This window comes from Psychrobacter glacincola, from assembly GCF_904846075.1.
GTDB classification, from domain to species: domain Bacteria; phylum Pseudomonadota; class Gammaproteobacteria; order Pseudomonadales; family Moraxellaceae; genus Psychrobacter; species Psychrobacter glacincola_C.
Genome location: NZ_CAJGZH010000001.1, coordinates 661,714 through 688,360, shown reverse-complemented (window position 1 = coordinate 688,360; position 26,647 = coordinate 661,714). Strand labels below are relative to the sequence as shown.

The 26,647-nt window shown below is 42.1% G+C and carries 18 protein-coding genes and 1 pseudogene; 7 read left to right on the top strand and 12 right to left on the bottom strand.

Translation table 11 applies throughout. From position 1 onward, the window contains the following. Nucleotides 1–269 precede the first annotated feature (269 nt). Together JMW85_RS02965 and JMW85_RS02960 are read right to left on the bottom strand one after the other, a co-directional pair. Entirely contained in the window at nt 270–1,082 is an 813-nt protein-coding gene (locus JMW85_RS02965; RefSeq protein WP_201580910.1) for a crotonase/enoyl-CoA hydratase family protein, read from the bottom strand. A 161-nt stretch (nt 1,083–1,243) separates the two neighbouring features. Continuing rightward, entirely contained in the window at nt 1,244–4,792 is a 3,549-nt protein-coding gene (locus JMW85_RS02960; protein WP_201580909.1) for an ATP-binding protein, read from the bottom strand. Nucleotides 4,793–5,304: 512 nt separating this feature from the next. On the opposite strand from JMW85_RS02960, the gene cysM reads away from it, so the two are divergent. From cysM to JMW85_RS02930, 6 genes are all read left to right on the top strand, one after another. Further along, a complete protein-coding gene (gene cysM, locus JMW85_RS02955) occupies nt 5,305–6,279 on the top strand; it encodes a cysteine synthase CysM (protein ID WP_201580908.1) in 975 nt (324 codons plus the stop codon). A gap of 56 nt (nt 6,280–6,335) precedes the next feature. Further along, nucleotides 6,336–7,160 (top strand): 3'-5' exonuclease, encoded by an 825-nt coding sequence (locus tag JMW85_RS02950; RefSeq protein WP_201580907.1) that lies wholly within the window; start codon nt 6,336–6,338, stop codon nt 7,158–7,160. An 88-nt stretch (nt 7,161–7,248) separates the two neighbouring features. Continuing rightward, nucleotides 7,249–8,790: a 23S rRNA (uracil(1939)-C(5))-methyltransferase RlmD gene (rlmD, locus tag JMW85_RS02945; RefSeq protein ID WP_201580906.1), complete on the top strand. Its 1,542-nt coding sequence runs from the start codon at nt 7,249–7,251 to the stop codon at nt 8,788–8,790. Nucleotides 8,791–9,185: 395 nt separating this feature from the next. After that, complete coding sequence (locus tag JMW85_RS02940) at nt 9,186–11,738, top strand: RelA/SpoT family protein (RefSeq protein ID WP_201580905.1); 2,553 nt, start codon at nt 9,186–9,188, stop codon at nt 11,736–11,738. Between the two features lie 53 nt (nt 11,739–11,791). Continuing rightward, nucleotides 11,792–12,733, top strand: coding sequence for a bifunctional DNA-formamidopyrimidine glycosylase/DNA-(apurinic or apyrimidinic site) lyase (gene mutM / locus JMW85_RS02935; protein ID WP_201580904.1), 942 nt, complete (start codon nt 11,792–11,794; stop codon nt 12,731–12,733). 328 nt (nt 12,734–13,061) lie between these two features. After that, a complete protein-coding gene (locus JMW85_RS02930) occupies nt 13,062–13,502 on the top strand; it encodes a hypothetical protein (RefSeq protein WP_198329653.1) in 441 nt (146 codons plus the stop codon). A gap of 123 nt (nt 13,503–13,625) precedes the next feature. Here JMW85_RS02930 and mscL read toward each other — a convergent pair whose 3' ends face one another. From mscL to JMW85_RS02915, 3 genes are all read right to left on the bottom strand, one after another. After that, a complete protein-coding gene (gene mscL / locus JMW85_RS02925) occupies nt 13,626–14,069 on the bottom strand; it encodes a large conductance mechanosensitive channel protein MscL (protein ID WP_060490427.1) in 444 nt (147 codons plus the stop codon). 285 nt (nt 14,070–14,354) lie between these two features. Next, a complete protein-coding gene (typA, locus tag JMW85_RS02920; RefSeq protein ID WP_055125731.1) occupies nt 14,355–16,205 on the bottom strand; it encodes a translational GTPase TypA in 1,851 nt (616 codons plus the stop codon). Nucleotides 16,206–16,561: 356 nt separating this feature from the next. Further along, a complete protein-coding gene (locus JMW85_RS02915; protein ID WP_201580903.1) occupies nt 16,562–17,875 on the bottom strand; it encodes an OmpA family protein in 1,314 nt (437 codons plus the stop codon). 560 nt (nt 17,876–18,435) lie between these two features. On the opposite strand from JMW85_RS02915, the gene JMW85_RS02910 reads away from it, so the two are divergent. Next, on the top strand, nt 18,436–19,161 hold the full coding sequence (locus JMW85_RS02910) for a GspH/FimT family pseudopilin (RefSeq protein ID WP_227681649.1): 726 nt from the start codon (nt 18,436–18,438) through the stop codon (nt 19,159–19,161). 46 nt (nt 19,162–19,207) lie between these two features. Here JMW85_RS02910 and JMW85_RS02905 read toward each other — a convergent pair. The 7 genes and pseudogenes from JMW85_RS02905 to lepA form a co-directional block, all read right to left on the bottom strand. Then, nucleotides 19,208–19,986 (bottom strand): annotated as a pseudogene (locus JMW85_RS02905) (pyridoxine 5'-phosphate synthase). Between the two features lie 118 nt (nt 19,987–20,104). Further along, nucleotides 20,105–20,881 carry a DNA repair protein RecO gene (gene recO / locus JMW85_RS02900; protein ID WP_201580902.1) on the bottom strand — a complete coding sequence of 259 codons (777 nt, stop codon included), beginning with the start codon at nt 20,879–20,881 and terminating at the stop codon, nt 20,105–20,107. Nucleotides 20,882–20,937: 56 nt separating this feature from the next. After that, nucleotides 20,938–21,903 carry a GTPase Era gene (gene era / locus JMW85_RS02895; RefSeq protein WP_045443844.1) on the bottom strand — a complete coding sequence of 322 codons (966 nt, stop codon included), beginning with the start codon at nt 21,901–21,903 and terminating at the stop codon, nt 20,938–20,940. 361 nt (nt 21,904–22,264) lie between these two features. Further along, a complete protein-coding gene (rnc, locus tag JMW85_RS02890; protein ID WP_060490423.1) occupies nt 22,265–23,062 on the bottom strand; it encodes a ribonuclease III in 798 nt (265 codons plus the stop codon). 120 nt (nt 23,063–23,182) lie between these two features. After that, complete coding sequence (locus JMW85_RS02885; RefSeq protein ID WP_227681648.1) at nt 23,183–23,575, bottom strand: DUF4845 domain-containing protein; 393 nt, start codon at nt 23,573–23,575, stop codon at nt 23,183–23,185. 145 nt (nt 23,576–23,720) lie between these two features. Beyond that, nucleotides 23,721–24,623 carry a signal peptidase I gene (gene lepB, locus JMW85_RS02880; protein WP_201580901.1) on the bottom strand — a complete coding sequence of 301 codons (903 nt, stop codon included), beginning with the start codon at nt 24,621–24,623 and terminating at the stop codon, nt 23,721–23,723. A gap of 103 nt (nt 24,624–24,726) precedes the next feature. Then, nucleotides 24,727–26,523, bottom strand: coding sequence for a translation elongation factor 4 (gene lepA / locus JMW85_RS02875; protein ID WP_201580900.1), 1,797 nt, complete (start codon nt 26,521–26,523; stop codon nt 24,727–24,729). Between the last annotated feature and the right edge of the window lie 124 nt (nt 26,524–26,647).

The following is a 26,647-nucleotide window of genomic DNA, read 5'->3' as shown; positions in this document are numbered from 1 at the left end:
TACACTCTAGTGATTGTTATTGTAGTATTCAGGCTTCCATTGTCTTTAATATTTAGTATTTACTCAATACTGAAAACAAGGGTCATTGCCACCATTAGTGCACATTTGCATACAGCGGCGCAAGTGGACAGTGTTATATCGTACTATCCGCTCACATTTCAATAGAGGTATGACGTGAATAAAACAAACAATAACAACTAAAAACAATCACAATAATTTGTCAAAACAGGTCTGAGCGTCAGCATAGCGGCATAATTAGTAAAAGATATTTAGCGGAACTGGCGCTTACCAAATGCCGTACTGGCTTGCTTGGCTTTTCTTAACGCAAGCTTGCGATTACGACCGAGCATCATTTTAAGCTGCCATACTTTTTCTTTATATAAAGTAGTGGCTGGCTGCTGGAACATAGCGTTGACCACTCGCTTACTCGCCAACACCGCATCAGGAGAGCGCTCTGCAAATTCAGCAGCGAGCTTTTGCGCCTGCTCAAGTGGCGCTTCACTGCAATGGCTGACAAGACCCAATGCTTTGCCCTCACTGGCAATCACGATACGCGCACTCATGGCAAGCTCTTTTAGCACATCTTCACGTACCACGCCAAACGCCGATTGCGTCAAACCCATGTCTGGTACCAGACCCCACTTAGCTTCCATAATAGACAGTTTGCAATCTGGATGACTGATACGCACATCGCAAGCCAGCGCTAGCTGAAGACCTGCACCAATACAATAGCCTTCTAGTACGGCAATGACCGGTACAGGCACATCGCGCCATACCAGACAAACACGCTGGAATGAACTCTGCCATGGCTTTATCAGCTCCCAAACGGCGAACGCTTGATTTTTTGGATGATTTAAATCACCCAAGTCGATGCCCGCACAAAACGTGCCTTCAGCACCATTTAGAATCACCGCACGTGTCGTTTTATCTTTACCAATGCGTTCTGCGACGGCAATCAATTCTTTCACCACTTTAAAGCTCATGGCATTTTTTTTGTGTGGGCGATTTAAGGTTACCGTGAGTATATTGTCGGTCATACTAACTTGTAAGGTTTCATATTGGTAAGTGGCAATCGCGTTCATAACAATCCTTATTCATGAATAAAATAGAAATGGCATCTAAATATGATGCCGATACGTCTAAAGCTGACGGCAACAATATTAACAGCCTTGTTACGACGCTACCTCATCAATAACTGACTGCAACGATTCGATTCATCGTTAATGTCATAAAACCATCACTTCTAAATCATTTTCCACGTCATATCATTTTCACTCAAACGATGATAATTGAGCTGAGGATAGGCTGATAAATCCAGCGCCTGCAAGTTATTTAACGCTGTTATTAATGCGGCATAATATGGCTCAAGCATGGCAAACTGCGCAGGGGTGGTGTGTTGGACATTCAGCAAGCACTTATCTTCTAGGTCTTGACTGGCCTGACGTAATTGCGGCACACCAGTATAACGACTGCCGCCTAAGATGCGATGGGCAATTTGCGCTAGCATACTGCGATCACGGGCGTCCCACGCTTGCGTCAGCGCCTGCTTTTCATCATTAATAGTATCAAGCATCATAATGATAAGCTTGGCCGCCAAGTCGGGCTTATTCGCTGAGCGGGTCAACGCGTCTTGCCAATCTAAAATAGCAAACCCATCACTTTCGTTAGCCCCCAAAGAGTGATGGCTTAAATGGTGGTGACTGCTGTCCCAACTCTTTGTTCCTTGCGCATATGTGTGGGAATCTGTAGGCATTGCCACTCCATCATGAGCACTATTTATCGGTGTTTCCGATGGCTTTAATAGTGGCGACTGTCCTTGTTTATGTAAGCGCAAGTTCTCATAGCGTGGCTGGGTGTTTCGCGGTGTTTCGCGTCTATAATCCTCACGAGGTTGGCTGTCTCGCAAGTAGTTATCACGAATTTTCTTCAATGATAAAGGACGCGTTATTTTTGGCTGATTGATTGTATTAGAATCGCTATGACGGTTATTTTCATCCCCTTTCACCATAGGATAGGCAATAGTTGTAGAGTCTGATGGCCACGTTGAATACGTTTCAGCCTCCCTATTTTGTGAGTCGGTAGAGTGTGAGTTATCTTTTGATAAATCGATAACCTGCACATCAGTATTGTGCACATCCGTACTATGCAGATTGGTATCAGGCAACGCTGTTAACTGCGGCATTGTCGTTGTACGTCCAAGCCATTTTTGCAGTACTTGTAATAACTGAGGCTGGCTAATGGGCTTACCCACATAGTCATTAATGCCACTAGCGATCAGTTTGTCTCGCTCATCAGCCAAACCATGGGCAGTCAACGCAATAATCGGGATACGGCTATCATCATTTTCAATATTGCGAATTTGTCTTGCGGCTTCATGTCCTGACATACGCGGCATTTGAATATCCATGAATATTAGATCAATATGACCTTTATCCTGAGTAGCAACTTTATCGTCGGTATTCATCTCTTCATAAAGCGTACTATTTGATTTTTTATTCACCTCATCGCGCGTTTCAGCTTTAGAGATTTGCGTTTTATTCGACAGACTTTGCTTATCATTTTTTGTGGTTTTGATATTTTTGGTTTGTTGTTTACTGATAATTTCTATGGCGTCAAAACCACTACTCGCTGTGATGACTTGGATGCCAAGCTCACTAAGTAATGCATCGAGCACCAACAAATTGGGCAGATGATCGTCGACTGCCAGTACCGTCACCCCTGTCCAGCGCGGTTCTTGCACGCTTTTTTTGGTACTGCGATTTTGGGTGTCGAGCATGGCATAAAGCTGTCTTTTGTCTAAAGGCTCATACAAAATATTGGCATGATAACGATTTAATAATGCTTGATCGGCGGCAACTTGATAACCAAATACTGCAAGCTTGCCTTGATAATGCAGACGAATTTGTTTGAGTAACGCCATCATATCGTCTTGGGTATCATCATCGACGATGACCCAATCCCAATAATTACCATGCTCTTTTAATGACTCAAGTACGCCTGGTAAGGAGTTGGCTTGGGTCAATTTAATCGGCAAATATTGCAAGCTGGCTTTGAGCACTTGGATAGACGCAGTATGATTAATCCAGACCAATACGTTAAATTCATCAGTCTCACTCGCCAGCGGCGCCAAGACTGGTAGCTCAATCGTCTGTCCTGTAGCCGCTTCCAATACATCGACATGTGCTGGCATCCGAAACCAAAACGTTGCGCCCTGATTGGCAATATTCTCTTGAGCATTATCATGAAAGCCAATATCACCGCCCATCAGCCGCGTTAATTGCTTGGAGATGACGAGTCCTAACCCTGTGCCACCATACTGACGAGTGATTGAAGGGTCGCCTTGGCTAAAGCTTTGGAACAGCATCTTTTGATCGGCTAAAGAGATGCCCTTACCGCTGTCTTGCACACTGATCATGAGATAATTATCACGATGATCATCTAAGCTGACGCGCACCACCACATCACCACTGTCGGTAAATTTAATCGCATTGCCGACGATATTGGTCAATACTTGCTTGAGGCGCAGGGCGTCGCCATTGATGCGCATCGGTACATCATTATAAAACAGCACCGCCATGCGCAGACCTTTTTCTGCGGATACCGGCGAAAGCATATCGACCACGTCATAAATGGTGTCATAAAGGTCAAACTCATGACGGTCAAGTACTAACTTGCCCGCTTCAATTTTAGAGAAGTCCAAAACATCGTTAACCAAGGCAAGCAAGTGTGCTGATGACTTACGTATGGTTTGCACGTACAAATCTTGTTCAGGATTTAGTTCGCCATGCCTTGCCAGCAAATTGATAAAGCCATCGATACTGTTTAATGGCGTGCGCAGCTCGTGGCTAATATTGGCCAAAAATGCCGATTTTGCTTGGCTGGTTGAAATTGCCGCATCACGTGCATTACGAATAGAGATGTTTTGCATTTCCATCTCATCAAACGCAAGACGCAAATCATCCTCAGTTTGCTCGGCATGGTCTTTTAATTCCTGAAAGCTCCTATGCAAGCGGCGCAAAGTTTTGACCAAATCTTGCTGCAATAAGTTCAGCTCACCATCTGACTCAACGGGAATAGGCTGATACAGATTGTCGACATGGGTGCGCTGCAACTGCAAACGTAGCTCATAAATTGGTGCTATCCAGCGCTTTGAATAAATATTTAAACTCAGCAATAAAATTAAAATAGTGAACAAGCCAGTAATCACTAACGCCATGGCGATACGGTAGCGGGCGATATAGAGTGGTTCATTGTCCATATCGACGAGCAGCCACAGTTTTTGTCCTTCAAACTCCCCTAATACACTGCCATAAGCGGTTCCAATAGGCGTTGGTTGCTGCGATAAAAACTTCTTTGTTGTGTCTATTGCAGGCCATGCTTCGTTCAGTCCATAACCGACTGCGGCGAGTACTTGATTGCTTTCATTGATGATCGCAATACGCTGTACATGTTGCTCAGACTGCATACGACCCAGCTTATCTTGAATTTCCTCAAGCTTTGTGATGGTCGTTTGAGTGGCATCATTTGCTCTCACTCCGCCATCCGCATTGGGTTCGCCGTCTGCTTGCTGGCGATCTTGCGCTAACAGCTCAGGGATTAGCTCTGCAATCGCTGGGGTATAACGAATCAGCACCGCCTCCGCCAATACTTCTTGTTCGGAATTGCTGGCACGCATGGTCTCATAAAAGACCAAAATACCGCCCACCGCTGCCAAGATACAAATGGGTAGGAACACCAATATAATCAACTGGCCATACGCACTGCTGGTATCAAAACGTTTTTTGTATGCCATGCTAGCTTTACTCTCTACAGAAAATTGCACTATGAATCAATAGCGGCGGTAAGCGGTGTTAGCCAATCATAATTTTTTTAGGGGCTGTGCTCATTTCAAAGCTCTCCTCATTTCAAAGCTATCGTCATTTTAAAAATGATAACTGCCTACCCATGATAAATTTAGCGGTTCTTGTTATTGCCGTACCTATATATTGCCATAACTATAACGCATTTCATCGATCATGGTGAGTGGCTATGGCGCAAAGGCATTTTAACTGTCCAGCCCTTTTTAAACACCACTCATTTACCAAAATCTCTTGATGCCTTCAGCGTAGCTAAAAACAAAATGATATAATGACGCAACTTTTCATTTATTGCTATTTGGTTAAAGCGGTAGAAATATCATTAATGATCAAATTACTTACTTCACTCAATAGCAGCCGTATCAAGATATTTATTCAAAAATCAAAATGATAATTAAAAAATAAACGGTAATTAAAAATCAATTTTAAAAATTAACAAGGATACTTTATGTCCGCAACGGCTATCTCCAACTCTAATTTCATTACTCAAGTCACCAAACTTGCTGATTGTGTCGGTCAGACGCCATTGGTTAAATTGCAGCGCTTACCTGAGCAAGAGCAGCTGACCAATGGTGCTGCATTACTGGCCAAGCTTGAAGGTAACAATCCAGCGGGCTCTGTTAAAGATCGTCCTGCTTTTAATATGATTTATCAAGCAGAACAGCGCGGTGACATCAAAGCGGGCGACATGCTGATTGAAGCCACGAGTGGCAACACTGGTATCGCTTTAGCCATGGTCGCCGCGATGCGTGGCTATCCGATAACGCTACTGATGCCAACCAATTCAACTCAAGAGCGCAAAGATGCCATGATTGCGTATGGTGCGACGTTAATCGAGGTGGATGAAGGCATGGAAGCCGCACGCGATTTGGCGCTGCAAATGCAAGCAGATGGCAAAGGCATCGTATTGGATCAGTTTAATAACCCTGATAACAGTCAAGCCCATTACCTGACCACAGGGCCTGAACTGTGGGCGCAAACCGCAGGAAAAATCACTCATTTTATTAGCTCAATGGGCACCACTGGTACTATTACCGGTGTATCGCAATACCTCAAAGAACAAAATCCAGATATCAAAATTATCGGACTACAGCCTGATGAAGAAGCTTCGATTGCTGGTATTCGCCGCTGGCCTGCAGCTTACATGCCGAGTATCTTTAACGCAGATTTGGTTGATGAAATCATGGATGTGGATCAGCGTATCGCAGAAGTTTATATGCGCAAACTGGCCAAAACCGAAGGTATTTTCGCGGGCGTTTCATCAGGTGCTGCAGCATGGGCTGCCGTACAAGTCGCTAAAGAAAACCCTGATGCCGTCATCGCCTTTATTGTCTGTGATCGCGGCGATCGTTATTTGTCGACGGGTTTATACAATATTAACGACGACAATATTGACAACAGCAATGTCGATAACCGCACATAAACTACTTAACGCACAGACAACGCTGCTCAGTTTAGTTGATTCAATCAGGATTTCTTATGTCACAAGCTCTACCATCCGACCCTATACTGGTCTTTGATATCGAAACTGTCGCTGATACCGATGCGGCGCGCCGTATCTATCCGCAATTGGCAGATTTGAATGATGCAGATGCATTGAGCGCACTCACAGCGCTTCGAATACAAGAAGCTGGGCATGATTTTATGCGCTTGCCACTGCAGCGTATCATCTGTATCTCAGCGTTATATATCAAAGATGGCAAGTTGTCGTTATTCTCATTGACCGCTGATAAATTCAGTGAAAAAGATATTCTTGCCAAATTTTTTCGGGCATTTAGTGACCTTGAAAAATTGCCACAGCTTATTAGTTGGAATGGCTCAGGTTTTGATATTCCTGTACTGATATATCGGGCTATGCAATACGATTTATCAGCGCCATGGTTATTTGAAGAAGGCGAGCGCATCAAAAATATGCGCTTTGATAATTATGTCAATCGCTTCCACACGCGTCACCTTGATTTGATGGACAGATTTAGCCAGTATGGTGCCAGCCGCCGCGAAGCCATGGATATTGTCGCAAGCTTATATGGTCTACCGGGTAAAACAGCTGTCGACGGTAGTATGGTTGGTGAGCTTGTCAGCACTAATGACTGGCAAACGCTGTCTATTTATTGCGAGTCTGACGTCATGAATACATGGCTAATCTATTTGCGCTGGTTGCGTTTAACTGGGCAACTATCCTCACAAGATTTTGACGCTTGGCAGCAGCAGAGCTATGACTATTTAGTAAAATATACCCAAGCAGATGGTCATGCCCGCCATCAAGACTTCATCGCTGATTGGTCATCTGCGCCCACATCATAACAAATGAAGTTATATGAAGGCGCGGTATAAGACATCGCGTTTATCCTCATTTTTTTAGTTATTTATCATTTATTATTAAGGCAGGTTTATGCAACCCACCGATTCAAAAACGTCTACAACCTCTGATGTTACGCCACCAACGAGCGAGACCCAAACGATTACTATTCCGCCTAATAAGAAAAAATCTAAACCCTCATCAAAGACACGCCGCCGTCTAAAGGATGCAGAACCTCTGCCCTTCACCATTGATGGTTTGTCGCATGATGGTCGCGGCGTTGCCGTTTATGGTAATGGTTTTGGTATAGACGATGGCCATATCGAAGACAAACATGGCAAAAAAATCTTTGTAAGCTTTGCATTGCCGGGTGAAAGTGCCTTGGTCAAAATAACCAATAGCCGTGCCAGCTTTGAAGAAGGCGAGGCTGTCAGTATTACTGCCAACCCAAATTCTGAACGTGCCGTACCGCCCTGCCCACATTTTGGCGTCTGCGGCGGCTGTAATTTGCAACACTGGCAGCCAGACGGTCAAATCAACTTTAAGCAATCTGTATTGGCTGAAATGCTGATACACCAAGCCAATGTCACGCCTGATAACTGGCTTGCTCCAGTGGTTGGTGATCGTCTTGGTTATCGTACCAAAGCACGATTGGGTGTGCGTTATGTCACCAAAAAAGAAACCGCGCTTGTTGGCTTTCGTGAGCGCTCAAGTAACTTTTTGGCAGAATTAAATGAGTGTCATATTTTAGATCCAAGAATTGGTTTTGAGATTGAAAACTTAAAAACACTGATTAGTACGCTAGAGAGTCGTAACAAAATTGCTCAGCTTGAGTTGGCCATGGGTGAGGAGATGCCTGAGCTGCCAGATGGCAATCAGCCCGTTGCCCTTATCGTACGCAACTTGGAGCCGTTATCAGACGCTGATATAGAAAAGCTAAAAGTGTTTTTTGCCGCACGCAACTGGCAGCTATATTTGCAGTCTAAAGGTGCGGACAGTATCCAGCGTATTGCATTGACTGAAAATGATGACATGAGCCAGCAATTTGGTCGTTTGTATTACCAATTGCCAGAATACGATTTGACTTTCGAGTTTATCCCGACAGATTTTACCCAAGTGAACCTGTCCGTTAATCGTCAAATGACCAAGCTTGCTTGCGATTTGCTAGACTTAAAAGCAGGTGAACGCGTACTTGATTTATTCAGTGGTCTAGGCAACTTTAGCTTGCCACTCGCGCGCCTCGTTGGTGAGACAGGTTCTGTGGTTGGTGTTGAAGGCAGCGAAGCGATGACCGCACGTGCAGCCGATAACGCACGTCGTAATGGCATCAATAATACAGAATTTTATAGCCAAGATTTGACGCAAGACTGTACCGATAAACCTTGGGCGAATCAGGGCTTTGATGCGCTATTGATCGACCCGCCGCGTTCTGGTGCTTGGGAAATTATGCAGTACTTGCCGAAATTTAACGCTGAGAGAATCGTTTATGTCTCTTGCAACCCTGCAACCCTCGCCCGTGATACAAAAGCATTGTTAGAGCAAGGCTATCGTCTGACTCATGCTGGCGTGATGGATATGTTCTGTCATACCGGTCATGTTGAGTCCATCGCTCGTTTTGAAAAAGTAGCGGTGTAATTCAATTTACGGTTAAGTAAGCGGTTCAGAGCGTTAAATAACCATGCTAAAGGTCACTGACATTGATTCAAAATTTGAGTCAAAATTTGAGTCAAGCGGTGGCAAAAAATGATGGTTATTTATCCTGATTAACCGCGGACATTACATAGCCTCGCTTGATTTGTCTCTTTAAAGTGAGATAATAGTAAACAATATTCCTAGGCTGGTTTTTTCAATCCTTGTGAACGTTTGCACTCATAGCTTTATATATTTTACGCGCATTTTATGACTGCTAAAAAACAGATTTTTTAGCAGTTATATTGGTTTATAGCTGATACTTTATGAATCGTAAGTTCAACGTGTGTGCATAGTAGATGAGGTTATAATCAATTCAAAATAGCTAAGAGGAGTCGGCTATGGTAAAAATTCGTGAAGGATTACCGCTGGTGGATGGACAGACCACCCAAGCCGATAGTGCAGCACTTGCCGCTCAACTGGTCGCGAGCCAACGCTCGCACCAGTCTGCCAATAGCTATGCCCAAATCCCCCTCGATATCAAATACCAGCTGTCCACTCATAAACTACACACCACTTTTGATCGCTCAGCACTACATGCTTTTCATAGTCATGATCCAAAGCTTGAAAACGAATATTCTGATAACCCGCTTTTAGATAAAAATAATGCTCTCTCAGATAAAGAGCTCGAAGCGATTGATTTAGATCAAGTCAATATTGATGTTCCCACTTGGTTAGACAATGTCGCCAAACGTATCGGACAAGATTCTGTACCTCACTTGAATGCTGCTTGTGAATTTATTCGCAGTCATATGAATACTAGCGAGTCTGAGCGTTCAGGCGCTTATGTCACTGGTATTGGCATGACAGACATATTGACCTATCTCTACCAAGACGAAGACGCTCTTGTGGCTGCAATGCTCTATCGTAGTGCGCGAAAATCAATCATAAGCCTCGCTGATATCGAGAAAAAATTCGGTGCAGACATATCGACCCTAGTCAAAGATACCTTGGCAATGGGTAAGCTGTCTGAGATTATTGAAAGCAATAAGCGTCTAGAAGATCACTTCGTAAACAATCAGCGCGACCAGCTATCTAATATTTATAGCATGCTAATTTCCGTCACCAATGATGTACGCGTCGTGCTTATCAAATTGTCTGAGCGTACTTTCGCCATGCGCGAATTGACCTTTTCTAATGAAGAGCGTCAGAATCGTGTGGCGCGTGAAGTCATGACTATTTATGCCCCACTGGCGCATCGCTTGGGCATTGCGCAACTTAAATGGGAGCTGGAAGACTTAGCCTTTCGCTACCTTGCGCCTGAACGCTATAAAGAGATTGCCAAACTGCTCTCCGAAAAACGCAGCGAACGCGAGTCCTATATTCAGCGTGTACAAGATAAGCTTAATGAAGCACTAGCAGAGGCTAATATCGAAGGTGAGGTCTCTGGACGAGTCAAGCATATCTACTCTATCTACCGAAAAATGAAGCTCAAAGGCTTATCGTTTGATCAGCTTTATGACATTCGCGCGCTGCGAGTATTGGTCACCAACCCATCAGACTGTTACCACGTGCTTGGATTGGTACATGGCTTGTGGCGATATATTCCTGAACAATTCGATGACTATATTACCAACCCCAAGTCCAATGGTTATCGCTCACTACATACGGCAGTCATTGCTGAAAACAAGTCACTGGAAGTGCAAATTCGTACTCATGAAATGCATTTCGAAGCTGAGCTTGGTATGTGTGCTCATGTTAACTACAAAGAAGGTCTAAAGAATAAAAAAGACAATTATCTTAATCAAAGAATCAGCTCGCTGCGTCAGCTGTTATCGATCAATAATGAAACTCGTAACCAACCGCGCTCATCTTTACTAACAGGTGAAGAAATAGAGGGTATGGAGTTTGACGAAGAAGAGCAACTCGTTGATTTTGACGAGCTCGAACGCATCTATATCTTTAGCCGTGATGGTGACATTACTGAACTGCCAAAAGGGGCGACCGTTCTTGATTTTGCTTATTATGTACATACACAAGTTGGTAATCGTGCTCAAGCTGCGCGAGTCAATCAGCGCTATGTACCATTAACCTATCAACTCAAAACGGGTGAACAAGTTGAAATTATCACCAAAGCATCACGTGAGCCCAACCGTGATTGGCTAGTTGCTTCACTTGGATACATTCATACCAACCGTGCACGTTCAAAATTGCGTCAATGGTTCAATAAGCAAGACCGTGATAAGAACATTGAAATTGGTCGTCAAATGCTCAGTAAAGAGCTTGAACGACTATCGGTACATCCCAATAGTATCGATTTAAACGACTATATTCAGCATTTCCATGTCAATACGACTGATGATATTATCGTTGGATTGGTCACAGGCGACATTGGTCTCAACCAACTCACCAGCCACATCTCTCGTCAGCTACACCTAGAACCTGAAAGACCGCCAGAACATTTTGCGCCAAGTATAGATGCTAGAGAGGCAGGAAAAATCGATGCTTATAAAATTCGTATCGATGGGCTGGATAATATAGAAATCAATCTAGCAGGCTGTTGCCACCCTGTGCATGGCGAGCCAATTGCTGGTTACATCACCTTATCACGAGGTGTCAGTGTCCATAATCGTGGTTGCCCTGAATATTCGCGCTTGATTGAACGCGATCCTGAGCGCGAAATAGAGGCTTCGTGGCGGGTACAAGCTGGTCGTTATCAACCCGTTGATATTCACGTAGAAGCCTATGATAGACGCGGACTATTGCGTGATTTGACGCAAATTATTGATAAAGAAAATGTCAATATCCGTCAAGTTGAAACCCTTAGTAATGATGATAACATTGCCTTTTTGAAATTTCATATTGAAGTCTCAGGATTGGCGCACCTATCTAAGCTTTTGGCGAAACTAGAGCAACAGCATGGTATCTTGCATGCTCGCCGCGCCGTCGCTTAGATATAAAATCACAAAATACGTCCACTGAATCATAAGGTTATTATAAAAAAATCATGCCTGAACTGCCTGAAGTAGAAACAACCAAAACCAGCCTTGCACCGCTATTAGGGCAACGCATCATCGATATAAAAGTTTTCCAGCCAAAGCTGCGCTGGGCGATGCCAGATGATTTAGACAGCTTGATTGATTACACGCTAGATAGCGTTGAGCGCCGCGCAAAATATTTAATTCTTAACTTTTTACCTTTATTACCCAATGATGATAGCGCTGCAGCTCAAACTGCTACGTTAGTACCGCGTCAACTTTTGGTTCATTTAGGCATGTCGGGCAGCCTGCAACAGCAGAGCTACGGTACTGAAAAGCGCAAGCATGATCATCTCATCATCATTGTTTTTAAGGGCGTTAATAATACAAAATCCCAACTACATTATTATGACCCAAGACGTTTTGGGTCAGTGTTATGGCACAAGGATTATAGTGCTAAGCTATTAGATCATTTAGGTCCTGAACCATTATCAGATGAATTTACTGCAGACTATTTGTATCAGTTGATTCAACGGTCAAACTTGCTTGATCACAGTGCTGATACCGTAGCAATTGGCAACGCCAAATCAAAAAAGCAGCCCATTGCTCGCGCTATAAAATCAGTCATCATGGAACAACAGGTCGTCGTGGGTGTCGGTAATATCTATGCGACTGAAAGCCTATATTTATCAGCTATTCATCCAGCCACCCCCGCTCACCAACTGTCCCATGCTCAGATGATTATTTTGGTCGATCATATTAAAGTTATTTTACAAAAGGCGATAGCACTTGGTGGCTCGACACTGCGAGACTTCACCGCAGCAGATGGCCAAACCGGTTACTTCCAGCAGACATTAAATGTCTATGGTAGACAAGGGGAAACTTGTCCGCATTGTGATGCCGTACTTGAGAATATCAAAATTAATGGTCGCGCCAGTGTATTCTGCCCCAACTGTCAGCCAATCCTTTAAATATTATCTGAAACTATCACTATCTGTTTCGCCTTAAGTACCAGAATAACTTAGGTATCAAGTCGTAGAATATGGCAGCACAATACTCTTTACCAAGTGTCTTATTATTTTGCACTAAGATTATTATATCGCGCGCCATTTTTGTTGCTTATTGACACACATCTTGCTTTAATAGTATGAGCACTTACATAAATAGTGCATAATGTTTATACATCTGTAATATATTTAGCTTACTTATCGTTGCGCATTGTTTATATAGGGAAATTGTCTCTGTGTGGAAATAGCAGCAGCTAATAATCATACCAATTATGAATTTTAGGACATCGTTATGACTGTTAAAGCCAAAAACCAACGCACAGTTAAGCAAAAAGCCTTTACTATAGCCGCAAGCTTAAGTTTAATGGCTGCTACTATGCATCCTGCCTTGGCAGCCATAGAAATTGATGAGACAGACTTTGGGCCTTCTTATGAGACAATGGTGGTTGATACTGTAGTGGGTAAACCTCTACAACTGGTCAGTGCCGTTGCTGGTACTGCCGCCTACCTAGTTAGTCTACCCTTCTCGCTTATCGGTGGTAATGCGGATCAGGCGCAGCAGAAACTTTTTGTTGAACCTTGGGATGCGATGGGACGCTGCTTAGGTTGTACTGTGGCTGAAGACAACTATTACAAATCACAAGTGACTAATGATAATGTTGTCCGTATTGTCGTTGATCAACCATCTGAGATTTTGATTAATACCAACGATTATGTCGTAGTTACGCCATAGTCTTTATATTAACAGCTGGTTAAATGATACAACTGCGCTAAAGACAATGCATTTATAAATTATCCATAAAAAAGGCTAACACGACGTTAGCCTTTTTTGTGTTTTTAATCAAATCATCATATTTTATTTTGAAACAGCGGTATTACCTAATTTAGCACTAATTTCACGAAGCAATTGCACCTCTTCTGAAGGTTGTTTTACCAATTCTTGTACTTCTTCTTTACGACGCATTTTGTTAACCATTCTAACCATCATAAAAATAATAAATGCTAAAATTAAGAAATTAATCAGTACAGTAATGAAACTGCCATAGGCTAATACAGGAACGCCAGCTGCTTTGAGAGCATCATAGGTCATGGCAACACCTTCAGGCGCATCACCCAACACTAAGAACATGTTTTTGAAATTGATTTCGCCACCTGCTATGAAGGCCACTATTGGCATAATAATGTCTTCAACTAAGGACGTTGTGATAGTAGCAAATGCTCCACCGATAATGACACCGACCGCTAAGTCCATCACATTACCTTTTAAAGCGAATTCTTTAAACTCAGAAACCATACTCATTATTTTCTCCTCAAAATACCAATCTATAATCGAATAAGTATCTCAACAGTCGACCCAATCTTGAGCCTTAAGAGTAATAGTGAGAAACACTACTACTGTCGGTTATTCTGTCTATATTCTATGGAAATTACAACAAAAAAAAGCAGCATAAAATGAACCATATTTAGTTCACTCTATACTGCTAATTTTTTAGCTATCTTGATGACCATTATTAAATAAAAACAGCATCAAATGCTTCTATAAAATATCAATCCAATAAATTACTCAGTAATTCATGGCTCAATATTAAGCACCTTTTTTACCACGGCCGTGACGCTTACGCTCACTTTCAGTCAAATAGCGCTTACGTAGACGGATCGCCTTAGGTGTTACTTCAACCAATTCATCATCTTGAATGAATTCAAGCGCTTGCTCAAGTGTGAACTTGACTGCTGGAGTCAACGTCAATGCTTCATCAGTACCACTCGCACGAACGTTGGTTAACTGCTTAGCAGTCGTTGGGTTAACAGCCATATCATCGTTACGTGAGTTAAGACCAACGATCATACCTTCGTAAACTTCAAGCTGTGGCTCAGCAAATAACTTACCGCGTTTTTGCAAGTTAAATAGCGCAAAACCTAAGCAAACACCCTTCGCCATAGAAACCAAGACACCGTTCGAGCGACCACCAACATCACCGATCTTTTGTGGACCGTAATGTGAGAAGCTTGACGTCATGATACCCGTACCTGAAGTCAAGGTTAAGAATTCAGAACGGAAACCAATCAAACCACGGGCAGGCATCGTCGCTTCGATACGCATACGACCTTTACCATCAAGTTCCATATTGGTCATCTCGCCTTTACGCAAGCCAACCTGCTCCATGATAGAACCTTGATGCTCATCTTCAATATCAAAAACAACGTTTTCATACGGCTCTTGTAATTTACCATCCACTTCTTTGACGATAACTTCTGGGCCTGAAACACCCATCTCAAAACCTTCACGGCGCATGTTTTCGATCAATACAGATAGATGAAGTTCACCGCGACCTGATACTTTGAATTTATCAGGAGATTCCGTATCTTCTACACGTAATGCTACGTTATGAATCAATTCACGCTCAAGACGCTCACGGATATTACGCGAGGTCACAAACTTACCATCACGACCAGCAAAAGGTGAGTTATTTACTTGGAAGTTCATTGAAACGGTAGGTTCATCAACCGTTAATGCTGGTAACGCTTCGACAGCACTAGGATCACAAATCGTATCTGAGATATTAAGCGAATCAATACCAGTAATACAAACGATGTCACCAGCTTGTGCATCTTCAACATCAATACGATCAAGACCATGATAACCCATAATTTTCAAAATACGGCCGTTACGGGTATTGCCGTTTTTGTCGATTACAGTCACTTGAGTATTGGTTTTAACTTTACCACGCTGAATACGACCAATGCCGATAACGCCAACAAAACTGTTGTAATCAAGGCTTGAGATTTGCATACGGAACGGTGCGTCAGCATCAACTTGAGGAGGCTGAACCACATCAACAATTGTTTTGAAAAGCGGTGTCATGTCATCAGCCAAATCGTCAGCTTCCAAACCTGCAATACCATTCAATGCTGAGGCATAAACAACTGGGAAATCAAGCTGTTCATCAGTTGCACCCAAGTTATCAAAAAGATCAAAGATTTGATCCATTACCCAGTCAGGGCGTGAGCCAGGACGGTCAATTTTATTGATGACCACGATAGGTTTTAGACCTTGCTCGAACGCTTTTTGCGTCACAAAACGGGTCTGTGGCATTGGGCCGTCAACCGCATCAACGACTAGAAGCACGCAGTCAACCATAGACATTACACGCTCAACTTCACCACCAAAGTCGGCGTGACCTGGGGTGTCAACAATGTTGATACGATATTCAGTATCATCAGTCTTATCTGTCCAGCGGATGGCTGTATTTTTAGCCAAAATGGTAATACCACGTTCTTGCTCAATATCGCCTGAATCCATTGCACGTTCAGCAATGTTTGCACGGTCGCCAAAAGTACCAGACTGATGTAATAACTTATCAACCAAAGTTGTTTTACCGTGGTCAACGTGGGCAATAATTGCAATGTTACGCAGGTGTTTGATATCGTTCGCCATATAAAATGCTCGTTTCGTCTTAAAAAAATGCAGTAGCAATAAGCGCCGCTGGATAAACTTTTATCATCAACCAGATAGATATTGAGTACTTACTTTTAGAAGACTGCACAATAGATGCGGTTAATCAAATAATTTCAATATAATCAAGTATCTACACTGATAAATTCATCATACAGATAGCTATGCTAATGTACATTCTGTCAATTTACAGAATGTTTGGGCAGCTAGTATAACATTATTGCTTCACAAATTTATGTAATAACTTGCTTTTCTCAATCCATAAATAAAAAAAAGCCACCCATTAGGTGACTTTTTTTGTAACTATATATTTAGTAAAACAATCGGTCCAATACTATTTACTGAACAACCATATCTTTAGTTTGTTCAACAGTCATTGTTTTGTCACCAGTGATGATGGCATAAACACGACGGTTCATAGCACGACCTTCTTCAGTGTCGTTTGGAGCGATTGGTTGGTCATAACCATAGCCAACTGTTGATATACGGTTTGGAGCAATACCGAATTCGTTAGTCAACATAGATTTAACAGCAACGGCACGGGCTTCAGATAAACGTTGGTTATAACGTGCTGAAGGACCAGTTTTAGAAGCATGACCTTCGATACGTGCTGTAGAGTTAGGATACTCGCGCATCTTCTCTGCTACTTTAGCGATTTCAGGTTGATACTGTGATTTGATCGTTGATTTATCGTTATCAAAGAATACACGTAGTTCCATTTTCAGCTCATCAGTAATATCTACTGGTACTGGGCAACCGCGCTCATCTACTACAACATTCATAGGAGTGCCTGGGCATGCATCGATGCTATCAGGTACGCCATCGCCATCAGAATCAAGATCAGATTCAACTACGACTACTGGAGTAGTATCGATAACTGGCTCTTGCATTGGTGGTACTGCTACTGTAGGTGCTAAATGGCCACCAAGTACAACTTCTAGACCGGCCAAAGCCATGCCTTCCCACCAGTTGTTATCAAAGTTATGAATCGCACGAGCTTCACCACGTAGGCTTAAAGCGTCATTGATACGATACATAGCACCTAGACCTAGGTTACCAATAGTATCTTTAGACTCTGCAACTTCAGTACCAGCAGTAACTGTACCTACAGAAGAACCTTCAGCAGCTGTATAAGTTTCTTGGTTTTCTACTTTGATCTTAGATTGACCAGCACCAACCAATACATATGGCTTGAATGCGCTATCAGTATAACCAGTAAATTCTTCAGTACCGATTAAGAAGTTACCAGAAAGCATGGTTTGTTCTACGTCAAAACGGTTAACGCCAGCATCAGCAGAATCTTCAGAAGCTTCGCCGTTTGCACTTGACACGCCGTACTCTACTTGGAACTGAGTAGAAGGAGTTAGTTCAATACCTAGTGCAGCACCAGTGTATAAGCTGCTTTCTTTAGCTACGCCGCCATTATTAGGATGACCATTAGCGCCAGTAAAAGGAGTACCGTCGTCGATGTTATTACCATCAGCATTTACGTACAAGTTTTTACCAGTTTTCAAAATTTCGCGTTGCTCGTCATGAGCTTCGCCAGTGTAATGATAACCTAGTAACAATGGGCTAATAGTTACGCCAGCATTAGCTGCTAAAGGTGCAGCTGCTACAGCAACCAGAGCTAGAGCAATTTTATTCAATTTCATGGACTTCCTCCAAAGGATAATTTGAGTGATGCATTAAGCAAAACCGCTTCTCAAGATGCTCTAAAATAGACATCTTTTACGAATTTTAAGTGACAAAGCAAAACCAATTAAGGAGTAGCTTAGCGATTATCAATTCAGTTTACAACTTTTTTCGTTAACGAGCTACACATTATTACACGATAATGTCGTAACTAAAACACAATAACCAGCTTAAGTTACCTAGAACTAACACACCTTACGCTTTTTATCTTTTGTATGTCAGTTCACAATAGATAGTAAACCTAACAGTATCTATTGTCTGGGCGTATTTTAGTACAGTTAGTATTTTTTCTCTATTATTAAAACCAGTCATTCACTAATTGAAACATTTTTTGACAGTAGACATATATTCTGTTTATATTATAGCACTCAACATTATTTCATACATCATAAATTTGATCATTACTCCAAAATTTCGCGCGCATATTGGCTCGATTTTAGGCAATGATTGGATTGAATAACATTTAAAGAAGCGAGATTGTTTTATTGAACTAAACTACTTATTATAGGTAACAAGCCTCATGGCATTGCTGCATAAAACATTATCAAGTTATAAAAAGCTCTCAGCATTTATGTTATGGGTTTTTACTTCAAATAAGCACAGGCTAGCTCAAAGCCGATTGATTCTTTATGTGTATCACAGATATATAGTATCTCTCTATAAAAGAGCACCTAATACAAACACTAGAACAGACCCAAGCACTGTTAATAGAAATAACAAGGGTTTTACGCTGGTTGAACTTATCGTCACTGTATGTGTATTAGCAATTATAGTGACGATCGCAGCCCCAGTCATACGAACGCAATTAGCACGTATGGAAGCCAAACGGATTCAAAGTCAGTTAGAGAATTCTCTTGCCTTAGCCAAGGCTGAGAGTTACATCAGAAGACAGAATGTGATTGTTTGCTTGTCTGATACTGGAGGGCGCTGCCATAGAGACAGCGATAAGACACTTTTGTTATTCATAGATAAAAATGACAATAATCACTTTGATGCTCAGGTAGATTCATTAGTCGTTCAGCAGTCTTTAAATCCTAAATACAGTAAGTTAAGTTTAAGAGTTGGGAGTCGACGCCACTACACCAAATTTTGGGGTGATAGTGGCAAACCACGAGGACATTTTGGTCATATAAAATACTGTCCCATCGTTGCTTATAATGAAGCAATGTATCTAATATCATTTAACCAAGGAGGTATTGTTAAACAAAAACTTAACGAAGATCATCCCACCGAATGTGACGAATAAAAAACTACCAATGACATAAATTACCACTCACATTTTTTTGATAGCTTTATAGATCTGTATACATTGCTTCTTTCATCATAATGACGGCCTGCTCGAGTCCTACAAGTACAGCGCCTGCAATGAATGCATGGTTGATATTCAACTTATAAATACCCTCAATTTGTGCGATAGCACTCACATTATCACGTGTTAGATCATGACCTGCGTTAATTAAGAGCTTATTATCACTGCGTCAAGCAGTAGCAAGAGCTTGCTTAATTCGTTTCAGCTCAGCCTTTTGCATGTCCATATCGGCTACCAAGCTTGCCTCAGCATAAGCGCCTGTATGTAAATAATAGCATCAGCGCCGCCTTCTATAGCAGCAGCGATTTGCTTTTCTTCTGGGTCAATGAATAAAGAAACCTTTAGACTTGCCGCTTGTAACTTGCCAATATAGTCTGTCAACTAAGTGATCTGCCCTACGACATCAAGACTGCCTTCTGTTGTTAACTCTGCTCGTTTTTCAGGTATTAGATATACCCAAAATGGTTTGACGTCACAAGCAATCGCTAGCATCTCATTGGTAGCGGCGATCTCTAAATTCATTCTAGTCGTCAACTACCCTGCTATCTCATAAACATCTGCGTTTTTAATATGACGACAATCTTCGCGTAGATGGATAGTAATACCGTCTGCTCCCGCCTTCTCGCACCAAAGAGCGGCGGCTAAAGGGCTTGGATAACTAACCCCACGCGCTTGACGCAGAGTTGCTACGTGATCAATGTTTACACCTAATAAAGGTTTTTGCAAAGCGTTGTTAGATGAAGGTAATGAAGCAGTGGTCATAAGAAATTTTTTTGATAACGAAACCCAATTGACTGATCAACGGTACAAGAATATGAAACTTTAGACAGTCTCAGCACCAATCAGATTGGTTATAGCACTTTGAGGATAGTGCTATTATTTATTGGTAACGCTGTTGCTGCTGCCATAATAGGCGGCTTTGCAATGGTTGATAATCCAGTAAATGGTCAATAAACTGTCGATGGATTTTTGACCAATTATTTAAGGTTTTTTCAGTAATACCTAACTGCGTCATCTCAATGATATCAGTACCTTTGAAAAAAATTTGCCCCATAGTATTATCTAAATGCTCAGTCTTTATATCATTCTGCAAGACAGGCACTAAACCAACATCAGGTAAAAAGCGATAAGAATCGTCAGGCTGAATGATGTTTTCAACACTATCGTGAGTCAACATTAAGATAAAACCCAACTCATTGAATAAATGCTGCTCAAATTGGCGCAAGCACAACCGTAATTCGTTGGCGCTCAAAGGTCGCCTAAGCTGAGACAGACTGTCCTGATAATGTAGCCATAATACCGGCATTGGATCTTCAGTCGACAACAACCGCCATAGTATTTCGTTTAAATACAACGCCGCATATTGATGTTGACCTGTAATATTTTCGTAGGGCAGTGCTTCTAAAACAGTGGCAATGCCATAATCTTTTGCTATGCCTGTTTGAGTTGTGTGTTGCGATGCAATATTGATCTGACTAAACGTTTTTAAATCCCGTTTACCAGTGGCAAAGAGCTGCAATGGCATGAACAATGGCGCGCCTTTTTTCCCAATACCATGAATCACGCCATGTTGCTGAGAAAACAGATAATATAAGGCGCGCTTTTCTTGATAAGGACGCTGATGCAATAAATAACCGACTAACGCTTCATTGCGCATTTTTTATCACCTCAGCATCAAAACCATAGAAAAGTGATTCAAGCGCTATTCTTCAATCAATATCCTAAGCTAGTCAATGCACGTTCGTCATCAGACCAGCCACGTTTCACTTTCACCCACAGTGTCAGCATGATTTTTTTATCAAACAACTGCTCCATATCTTTACGAGCATCCATACCCACTTGCTTAATACGCTGACCTTTATCACCAATTACAATGGCTTTTTGACCACTACGTTCAACATAAATAGTCGCATCGATGAAAGTACAAGCCTTACGTGGACGCCCTGTCTTTGGATCGGTGTGCGCAGGCTCATCTTTGAACCCATCAATCTGTACAGTTAAGTCATATGGCACTTCGTCACCAGCGCTACGCATGATTTTTTCGCGGATAATTTCACTGGCCAAAAATCGTTCTGAGCGGTCAGTAATTTGCTCGGTATCATAGATAGGAGCAGCAATAGGCAGGTGTGAAGCAATCACTTCTTGTAGACGATCTAGGTTTTGGTTTTTTAAGGCAGATACTGGTACGATATCGGCAAAATCAAAACTGTCATTAAACGTCTCAATCAGTGGCAACACGCTGCCTTTATCTTTTAAGGTATCAGATTTATTAATAACCAATACCACATTTAAATTGGTGTCGCCAAGCTTTTGTAAAACCAACAAATCATCATCACGCCATTGATCTGAATCAACAACGAATAACACTAAATCAACATCTACTAATGCAGATACCGCAGCTTTATTCATACGCTCATTAATAGCACGTACTTCATTGCGATGAATACCCGGCGTGTCAACGAATACTGCCTGCATCTCATGATTTGACAAAATACCGTGGATACGGTGACGAGTCGTTTGCGGCTTACGTGATGTAATAGACAGCTTTTGACCCAATAAGTGATTCATCAAAGTCGATTTACCAACGTTTGGACGTCCAACGATCGCGACATAACCTGCTTTAAAATCATCAGCAATACCTGCATGGCTACTAGGGGCAAAGAATTCTTCAATTGCCATATCGTTGTCTAAAGTAATATCTTCTGCTTGATTGATACCATCGTTAGTAGTATCGATATTATCTTGGTTTTGATTCAATTCTGTGTTTTCGGTCATATTTTTGGCATTATCTTCATCGTTGGATGGCAAGTCAGTACGATTGCTCATAGGTTAATCCTATAGAATTTATACCCAGTTAAATGGTGCTTAATGATGTATTGGCTGTATTAGCACTAAAAAAGCAAAACCATTATCGGCTGGGAAATATTTAAGGTTTTGAAATGTGTGACGTTTACGCTAATTCAAATAAACGACTCTTAAAACGTCACTTAACATATATTGTCAAAAAAAGTGGTATGTGCGATCCATAGGTTAATCCTAGTTAGGATCGCTTTTTAGCTGAGCTCGGCAGTTTATGCAATTGGTTAATCATTAGTTCTGCTGCTTTTTGTTCAGCGATACGGCGGCTCTCACCAGATTCAGTAATATCAACACAGTTATTGATATTAACATGGCAACGTACAACAAAAATTTGATGCGGCGCGTTACCACGTGTTTCCATCAGCTCATAATGTGGCAGATCAAACTGCTTAGATTGTAGCCACTCTTGCAATCGACTCTTGGCATCTTTTAAGGCTTTTTGGTCATTAACGTTGTCAATCAAATCACCATACCATGAGAGTACACAATCGCGAGTAATATCCAAATTTTGGCTGTCTAAATAAATAGCACCAATCAAAGACTCCACGGCATCAGCCAATATAGAAGCGCGATTGCGCCCACCACCTTTACGCTCACCTATCCCTAATATCAAATGATTAGAGAGCTCTAAGTTTTGCGCAATAATGACCAATGATTCTTGACGTACCAAAGTGGCACGCATACGAGTCAAGCGACCCTCATTTTGGCTAGGATAGCGATGATATAAAGCCTCACCCACAATCATTCCTAACAGAGCGTCTCCTAAAAACTCTAAACGCTCATAATTTTTTTTGCTATCAAATGAGCGGTGTGTCAACGCAAGTTTGGGAAGACTCAAGTCCTTAAACACATAGCCTAACTTGCGTGTTAATACGGCTAATTGCTGAATAAATTCTGAGCTAACAATCAGCGTGTCGACAGACGTGCTATTTTGTTGAGGAGTAGGAATCGCTTGGGAGTGCTGCAAAGTTGGTTTCATGCGTGGCTTGTGGTTATCCCTTCTGTTTTACTGATTTGGTTAGTAATAGTATGGATTAATAAATATTATAAAGACATTCAGATATTAAAAAGTTTAAGAGTGATCTAACACTCTTTTTAGTTACTCTGCTGTTGTCATATCGATATCACCTTCGAAGCGATTGACGATATCAACATTACCAAAGAAATTGTTAGTGACTGCATATTGTTTACGAATAGCCAATTGTCCCGTCTTTTTATCAATAAAAGTAAATACGTCTTCCGCCTGAGTATCGTAGTCAGCATTAATAGATAGCTGTCTATTAACACGCTCGACAAACTGCTTGGCCGTCTCATTATTATTATTTGCTTCCTTAAGCTGTGCGCTTAAGGTCTTGGTCAATTGATAATCACCAATCTGAGCAGGTATGATAGCAACCATCAATTTGGCAGCAACTCCTAACACAAGAATAATTAAAACGATACTCGTTACGCTAGCACCACGCTGTGTGGCGATTCCAGATAATTGCTGCACTATGATATCCCTCTACTGGTAAACAACTATTTTTAGGAGCTACCGAAATACTAGGTAGCCGTTTATTAGATAGCAACAATATTAGCATAAAACTATTATCGATAAATCAACCAATAGAGCGTCTCATAATCTTAATGACATAATCTTAATCAATAGTGCCATTGCGTTCAAAGGTTGGCAAATTAAGTCCGGGTGGCTTATGCATCCAGATATAAACCGCTTTACCCGCTAAATTTTCATCAGGAACAAATCCCCAAAACCGACCATCAGCACTACGATCACGGTTATCGCCCATCACAAAATACTGACCTTCTGGAACGCTAATACGCCATTTGGTACCTGCTGAGCTAACCACCTCTGGCGATTGCTTCTGCAAAAATGGTGCATATTGAGAACTATTCATACCATTCAAGTAACGAACAAGATGCTTGTTTTCACCTTGTGTTTCCTGAAAGTATTGCGCCTCACCCTCTTCTTGCTCACCCATCGCTGCCGCACTGTCTTCGGTCAGTACTTGCCCTGGACCGATTTGTCCTGGTAAATAAAGCTGTGAGGTCAACTCAGGGTTCGCCGCAAAATCGACAGGCTTAGTATCAACTGGGATATCATTGATAGAAAGTGTCCCTTGATCATAACTAACAGTATCACCAGGCAAACCAATGACACGCTTGATATAATAAATACTTGGGTTTTCAGGATAGCGGAATACCGCCACATCACCATGCTCAGGCGCGCCCGTATCCAGCACTTTGTTATACGTCAGCGGTAGGCGCACCCCGTAGGCATACTTATTAACCGCAATAAAATCGCCCGTATATAATGTCGGCACCATAGAAGATGAGGGAATATTAAAAGGCTCAATCAAAAACGAGCGTACTATTAACACCACTGCCAATACGGGGAAAAAATCGTAAGCCCAGCGTACCAAGAGACTTTCTTGACCACGCCCGCGAGTTTTACGCTGTTTCAGGGTCAGCTTATCTAATAGCCAAATAATACCCAAACCAATGGTTAATGGTACTAAAATTAAATTAAAATCAAAATCCATACTCAATTGCCTATTAACGAGCGACTTATCTGGCTATCTATACTATCAACTGCGCCACTAATTACACAAAAAAACTATCGTTGACCAGTCAATTAGTAATGACTTACTCAACCTGCAATACCGCTAAGAAGGCTTCTTGTGGAATCTCCACATTACCGACTTGCTTCATACGTTTTTTACCCGCTTTTTGCTTAGACAATAGCTTTTTCTTACGCGACACATCACCGCCATAACACTTAGCCAAGACGTCTTTACGCATGGCTTTCACCGTACTACGCCCAATAATTTGGCTACCAATCGCGGCCTGAATTGCCACATCAAACATCTGACGCGGAATCAACTCTTTCATCTTAGTCACCAACGCATTTCCACGATAGCGTGATTGGGTTTCATGCACAATCATAGCCAAAGCATCAACTTTTTCGCCGTTAATCAGTACATCCACTTTGACCAGCTTATCGACTTGATAACGCTCAAAATTATAGTCAAGTGAGGCAAAACCGCGCGAAACTGATTTTAGACGGTCAAAGAAGTCCATGACGACTTCGCCCATCGGAATATCAAAGATCAGCTGTACTTGACGACCCATAAAACGCATATCTACCTGTACGCCGCGGCGCTCGATACAAAGCGTCATGACATTACCTAAGTAATCTTGCGGTACTAAAATCTGACAGCGGGCAATGGGCTCACGGAACTCTTCAATATTATTCGGCTCAGGGAGTCTTGATGGATTATCAACATACATGACATCGCCATTTTTCTTGACGATCTCGTAGATAACGGATGGCGCAGTAGTAATCAAATCCAAGTCATATTCGCGCTCTAAACGCTCTTGGATAATCTCCATGTGCAGCATGCCAAGGAAACCACAACGGAAACCGAAACCTAGCGCATCGGAGGTATCAGGCTCGAAGAACAAAGACGCATCGTTGATTTGTAGCTTTTGCAGCGCTTCACGGAATTTTTCAAAATCTGTAGATTCAACAGGGAACATACCGGCATAGACTTGCGGAGTAATCTGTTTAAAACCTGGAATACGCTCAACGTCTGGCGTTTTGGCGTGGGTAATCGTATCACCCACTGGCGCGCCAGCGATATCTTTGATACCAGCAATAATAAAACCGACTTCACCCGCTTCCAAGATACCCGTATCGACAGGCTTGGGCGTAAAGACACCGATCGAGCCGACTAAATGCGATTCTTTGGTTGATTTGATATAAAGTTTATCACCTTTTCGGATAGTACCTTCACGTACCCGAACCAATGAGACCACACCCAAATAGTTATCAAACCAAGAGTCAATAATCAATGCTTGTAGTGGCGCCTCACGATCACCAGTCGGTGCAGGGATAAATTCAACCAATGCTTCTAGCAGTTTATCGACGCCCAAACCCGACTTAGCAGAAACTCGTGGTGCATCAACTGCGTCAATCCCAATGATGTCTTCAATCTCTTGAATAACGCGTTCTGGCTCGACTTGTGGCAAATCAATTTTATTTAGTACCGCCATGACTTCTAGACCCTGATCAACGGCAGTATAGCAGTTGGCCACGGACTGAGCTTCCACCCCTTGCGCGGCATCAACGACCAATAACGCCCCTTCACAAGCGGCTAGTGAACGCGACACCTCATATGAGAAGTCAACGTGTCCTGGGGTATCAATAAAGTTGAGCTGATAGCGCTCACCATTAGGATGATCGTAGAATAAAGTTACCGACTGCGCTTTAATGGTGATACCGCGCTCACGCTCAATATCCATGGAGTCAAGTACTTGCGCCTGCATCTCGCGATCTTGCAAGGCACCGCACATTTGAATAAAACGATCAGCAAGCGTCGACTTGCCATGATCAATGTGGGCAATGATTGAAAAGTTACGAATATTTGCTAATGCAGTCACAAAGCGCCTACTAAATTAAGGGTGATAGAATAATAAAATTAAGAAATAAATGCTGTCAGGCGCAACCGCTAAAGTAGCTGTCCATCATTAAGGGAGAAATAACAAGAGAAAATAATTAGAATCA